The following is a 4,950-nucleotide window of genomic DNA, read 5'->3' as shown; positions in this document are numbered from 1 at the left end:
GCGCGGGCTGAAGCAGACCAGCGACACCGGCGCGATCGAAAGCGTCATCGCCGAGGTGCTGGCGAAGAATCCCGGTCAACTGGAACAGTATCGTGCCGGCAAGGAGGCGCTATTCGGCTTCTTCGTCGGCCAGACGATGAAGTCCATGGGAGGGAAGGCAAATCCCAAAGTGGTGAACGACCTTCTCAGGAAGGCGCTTGCCTCCGGCTGACGCCGTGTTCTAGCTTCCGCCCCGGGGAAAAGGACGGGGGCGTCTGGCCATGTTGATGAAATGCGCTGTCGCGGCAGTGCTGATGATCTGTGCCCTGCCGGCGGCGGCGCAGGAGCGAACAGCGATCAAGGAAGGATTTGTCCTGCCGCCACATAGCGGCAAGACGATCCTGCTCCTGCGCCCCACGGTGAGCGTCGGTGCGCAATCCACCGGCGGCTTGTTCGAACCGAACGGCGACTGGACCGAACAGGCGCGCAAGAATAGCGGCGACGCCCTCGCCGCGCGGCAGGCGGCGCTGGGCAACAAGGTGATATCGGCGCCGGACAGCTTCGGCGATGACGCGCAGCGTGCCGATGAATATGCGCGCCTGTTCGCCGCCGTGTCGCAGGCGGTGATCGAATATCAATTCTTCAAGGGCAATCGCCTGCCCACCAAGAAGCATGACAACAAGGCGGGCGTATTCGACTGGTCGCTGGGCAGCGGGGTGCGGGACCTGCCCGGCGCGAAGGATGCGGACTACGCATTGTTCCTCTATAACAAGGATGCCTATGGTTCGACCGGGCGCAAGCTGCTGCAGATCGCGGCGATGCTGGGGCCCGGTCTCGCGGTGAAATCCGGTGAGCATGCCGGCTATGCGGGATTGGTCGATCTTCGCACCGGCGACCTGCTGTGGCTCAACGCCGACGCGGCGATGGGTGGTGACGTGCGCGACGCCGATGGCGCGATCAAGCGGATCGGGCAGCTGCTGGAGGATTTTCCGGGAAGCGATGCCGCCCAGCCGGCGAAACCGTGATGCAGCGCTGGCTGACGTCGGCCGCTTTCGCGCTGACCCTCCCCGCCATTGCCGCGATGGCCGCGACCACAGGGCCGCACCCAGCGCCGCTGCCCGCGCCTTACGCCGGCGCCTACCAGCCGCAGGGTGTGGACGAGATCGGTATCTGGCACGAGGATGACGAGAGCGAGGCGAAGCTCGCCGCTTCTCCGCTCGTCATCCATGACGAGGCGCTCACCGGTTATGTCCGGTCGGTGCTGTGCGCGACGGTGGGCAAGGATCGCTGCGGCGCGACACGGGTCTATATCGTGCGGGTGCCGTCGTTCAACGCCAGCATGTCGCCCAACGGCACGATGCGGGTGCAATCGGGGCTGTTGCTGCGGGTACGCTCCGAGTCGGAGCTGGGCGCGGTGCTTGGCCACGAATTCGGGCATTTCGAGAAACGGCATACGCTCAACAAGTTCAAGGCGGCGCGGCGCGGCAGTGATCTGCTCAGCTGGGCGCTGGTGCTGGGATCGATGGGCGGTCCGCAGGGCGGGCAGAGCTTCAACAACCTGCAATGGTCGGTGCTGGGCAATCTGTACCGCTTCGGCCGGGATCAAGAGCGCGAGGCGGATGTCGTCGGCCTCGGCTATCTCAACGCCAGCCATTTGCGCGCCACGGCAGCGTCACGGGTGTGGCGCACGCTGATTCTCGAGCAGGAGGCGTCCGCGAGTGCGCGGGGGCTGAAGAAGCCCGATTTTCAGCGCGTCGCCTTCTTCGCCTCGCATCCGCCGGAAGGGGAGCGCGCGCAATATCTGTACGACCTCGCCGAAGCCGATGGCGCGGCGCGGGACGAAGGCGACGCGCGTTACGCCGCCGCGATGGCGACATGGCTGCCCATGTTCCTCGACGATCAGATCAAGCTTAACGACTTCGGCGCCAGCGATTTCATCATCGCGCATCTCGGTGAGGCGGGCTGGACCGCGACGCTGTGGCGCGCGCGGGGCGATCTGTACCGTTCGCGCGGGCAGCAGCGCGACCTGATGAACGCGGCCGATTTCTACGCGAAGGCGCTCACGCTCGATCCGGATCTCGCCGAGGCGCGGCGCGGCCTGGGTATCGCACTGGTCAAGACGGGGCGAACGACTGAAGGGGCCGCTGCGCTGCGCCGCTACCTGCAACTGAAGCCCGACGCGGCCGACGCCGCGATGGTCCGGATGATCCTGTCGACGCTGGGAGGCGCGCAATGAAACATACAGCCATGACGATTGCCGCCGCCGCGCTGGTGCTGGCCGCCGCGATGACGACGCCGGGGCGGGCCAACGACTTTCGTGCACAGGGCAAGAGCGTCTCGATCCGGGGTTCGTCTCTGTTGGTGACGCCCCCGCGCGACTGGAACACCCTGTCGGCGCGTCCGGGCAAGTTTGCCGAGACGTGGACCCTGGATGGCGAGCAACTGAACGACGTCACCTTTTATGCCGGGGTGGAGCCCGGCGAACCATTGGTGCGCGAGCGGAGCAAGAAGCGCGATCCGCTGCCCAAATTCACCGCCTCGACGCTGCTGATCGACGTGCCGGAGCTGCTGGAGCGCACCTATCGCGCCGCACGGCAGATCGGCGCCTTCACGGTCACTGCGACGACGCCCGAGCATTTCCTGGATCATGACGGCGTGGCGTTCGCCTACGAATATCTCGATTCGGACAATTTGCCCCGACGCGGGCAGGCCATCGCCACCCTGGTCGACGGGAAATTGTATATGGCGACGTTCGATGCGCCGCGCCTGCATTTCTACGAGCGGACGGCCGACGATTTTCGCAAGCTGGTGGCGAGCGCCACGTTGAGCCGGGAAACGCCCGCCAAATGATGGGCCGATCGGATATGCGAGCGATCGAGGGGTCGATTGCGGAGAGGGGCGGCGGTTCGCCGCCCCCATCGCGTTATTGCTGGTCGAGATCCTGATTCTTCACTTCGCCGCCGGTACCGCTGCTGCCGTCGAATTCGCCGCTGTCGGTGAAGCGTGCTGGTTCATCGCCGCCTTCGCCGCGTTCCACGGCGTCGCTGCGTGCCTCGACCGCCTGCTGGATATCGGGGCGGGGATCGTCGCGGTTGGGGATGACGTCGATCGTCTTGTCGTCGGCCACGAAAGCCTCCTGTCAGATGCTGGGATTGGCGGGGGCGGGGGTGGTGCCGGGGTTGCCCGGCGCGGGGACGTCGACGTCCGGACCGGGCGGGCTGATCTCCGGCGGGGGCGCATCGGGTTGCGCCGGCGGGGTCGGCTGCGGTACGTCGGCGGGGATGCCGGGTTGGGTCGCCATGGCTGTTTCTCCTTGTCGACGGTCAACGCGCCGGTGGAGCCGGGGTTGCCCGCTTGCTCCCGGGCGCGACGCAGTATAGAGGCCGCCGACCGGCGGTGTCCGATTTGCGGGCGTGGCGGAACTGGTAGACGCGCTGGATTTAGGTTCCAGTATCGCAAGATGTGGGGGTTCGAGTCCCTTCGCCCGCACCAGTCCCCGCGCATGCGGGGTTGGCCACCACTCACGAAATTCTTCTGACGAAAGCGGCCTAGATGCAGACTGTCGAGACGTTGAACGAGGGCCTGAAGCGCGCCTATACCCTGACCATCCCCGCCAGCGCGATCGACGCGCGCGTGGAAGCCGAGATCAAGCGCGTCGCGCCGCAGATCCGGATGCCCGGTTTCCGCCCCGGCAAGGTGCCCGCGAACCTGGTGCGCAAGATGCACGGCGAGGCGCTGTTGCAGGACGCGCTCAACAATTCGATCCAGGAAGGCATCCAGTCGTTGATCGCGGAGCAGCAGCTGCGCCCCGCGGTACAGCCGTCGGTCGAGCTGACGGAAGGCTATGAAGCCGGCAAGGATGCGGAGCTGAAGGTCGAGCTGGAGGTGCTGCCGCAGGTGCCGGCGCCCGCGATCGACGGGCTGAAGCTGGAGCGGCTGACCGTGCCGGTCGCGGATGACGCGATCGACGAGCAGCTGAAGAAGTTCGCCGATCAGCAGAAGCGCTGGGAGGATGCCGGCGACAAGACGGCGGAGAACGGCGACCTCGTCACCATGGATTTCGTCGGCAAGACGATGGATGGCGTCGCGTTCGACGGCGGCACCGGCACCGACATGGCGGTGGAACTGGGCACCGGCCGGCTGATCCCCGGATTCGAGGAACAGGTGGTCGGCGCGAAGGCAGGTGAGGAGCGGCAGATCAAGGTCAGCTTCCCGGCCGATTACGGCGCCAAGGAACTGGCCGGCCAGGATGCCACCTTCGACCTGACCATCAAGTCGGTGAAGACCGCGGGCGAGAGCGTGATCGACGACGAACTGGCGACTTCGCTCGGCCTTGAAAGCCTCGACCAGCTCAAGGGGCTGCTCAAGGGGCAGATCGAGCAGGAGCATAACGGCCTTACCCGGACGCACATGAAGCGCAAGCTGCTCGACCAGCTGGCCGAGGGGCATGATTTCGAAGTGCCGCCGTCGATGGTGGAGGCGGAGTTCAGCCAGATCTGGCAGCAGTTGCAGCACGAAGCGACGCACGAGGCCGATCCCGAGGCGGCGTTGAAGGAGATGGAAGCCGAGCGCGAGGATTATCGCAAGATCGCCGAGCGCCGCGTCCGCCTGGGGCTGCTGTTGTCCGAGATCGGCCAGGCGAATGGCGTCGAGGTCACCCAGCAGGAAATGCAGCGTCTGCTGATGCAGGCGGCGCAGCAATATGGCCCGGACGATCGCCAGCGTTTCATCCAGTATGTCCAGCAGGATCCGATGGCGGCGGCGCAGCTGCGCGCGCCGCTGTATGAGGACAAGGTCGTCGACTTCCTGTTCGACAAGGCCGAGATCACCGACCGCGAAACGACGCGCGAGGAACTGGAAGCCGCGATCGAGAGCGAGGACGGTTTCGCGACCGGCACCCACCACCACGATCATGACAACCACAAGCCCAAGCAGGGTAAGGCCAAGAAATCGGCCGGCGAGGGCGAGAAC

General features: G+C 66.0%; 6 protein-coding genes, 1 tRNA gene and 1 pseudogene. 6 read left to right on the top strand and 2 right to left on the bottom strand.

What is annotated here, in order from left to right; translation table 11 throughout:
* From gatB to ACFDTG_RS16085, 4 genes and pseudogenes are all read left to right on the top strand, one after another.
* Positions 1-211, top strand: a pseudogene (gene gatB, locus ACFDTG_RS16100) (Asp-tRNA(Asn)/Glu-tRNA(Gln) amidotransferase GatCAB subunit B); the annotation flags it as partial.
* Between the two features lie 49 nt (positions 212-260).
* A complete protein-coding gene (locus ACFDTG_RS16095; protein WP_375291956.1) occupies positions 261-1,004 on the top strand; it encodes a hypothetical protein in 744 nt (247 codons plus the stop codon).
* Positions 1,004-2,215: a tetratricopeptide repeat protein gene (locus tag ACFDTG_RS16090; RefSeq protein ID WP_375291955.1), complete on the top strand. Its 1,212-nt coding sequence runs from the start codon at positions 1,004-1,006 to the stop codon at positions 2,213-2,215. The genes ACFDTG_RS16095 and ACFDTG_RS16090 overlap by 1 nt, the downstream gene beginning before the upstream one ends.
* Positions 2,212-2,829, top strand: a complete 618-nt coding sequence (locus ACFDTG_RS16085) for a hypothetical protein (protein WP_375251150.1) — start codon at positions 2,212-2,214, stop codon at positions 2,827-2,829. Before ACFDTG_RS16090 ends, ACFDTG_RS16085 begins: the two co-directional genes overlap by 4 nt.
* Positions 2,830-2,902: 73 nt before the next feature.
* Here ACFDTG_RS16085 and ACFDTG_RS16080 read toward each other — a convergent pair whose 3' ends face one another.
* Entirely contained in the window at positions 2,903-3,106 is a 204-nt protein-coding gene (locus ACFDTG_RS16080; protein ID WP_375251155.1) for a hypothetical protein, read from the bottom strand.
* A 12-nt stretch (positions 3,107-3,118) separates the two neighbouring features.
* Positions 3,119-3,280 (bottom strand): hypothetical protein, encoded by a 162-nt coding sequence (locus ACFDTG_RS16075; protein ID WP_375291954.1) that lies wholly within the window; start codon positions 3,278-3,280, stop codon positions 3,119-3,121.
* Positions 3,281-3,386: 106 nt separating this feature from the next.
* Here ACFDTG_RS16075 and ACFDTG_RS16070 point away from each other — a divergent pair.
* A tRNA-Leu gene (locus ACFDTG_RS16070) sits at positions 3,387-3,471 on the top strand.
* A gap of 60 nt (positions 3,472-3,531) precedes the next feature.
* Positions 3,532-4,950: trigger factor (tig, locus tag ACFDTG_RS16065; RefSeq protein WP_375291953.1), on the top strand; the 1,419-nt coding region annotated here is incomplete at its 3' end.

Source organism: Qipengyuania sp. (assembly GCF_042095715.1).
Taxonomy (GTDB): Bacteria; Pseudomonadota; Alphaproteobacteria; order Sphingomonadales; family Sphingomonadaceae; genus Qipengyuania.
This window is presented reverse-complemented; position numbering and strand designations above follow the sequence as displayed.

Coding starts and splice junctions, on each gene's coding strand:
- ACFDTG_RS16095 (WP_375291956.1), top strand. CDS start 261: ATGTTGATGAAATGCGCTGTCGCGGCAGTGCTGATGATCTGTGCCCTG.
- ACFDTG_RS16085 (WP_375251150.1), top strand. CDS start 2,212: ATGAAACATACAGCCATGACGATTGCCGCCGCCGCGCTGGTGCTGGCC.
- ACFDTG_RS16090 (WP_375291955.1), top strand. CDS start 1,004: ATGCAGCGCTGGCTGACGTCGGCCGCTTTCGCGCTGACCCTCCCCGCC.
- ACFDTG_RS16075 (WP_375291954.1), bottom strand. CDS start 3,280: ATGGCGACCCAACCCGGCATCCCCGCCGACGTACCGCAGCCGACCCCG.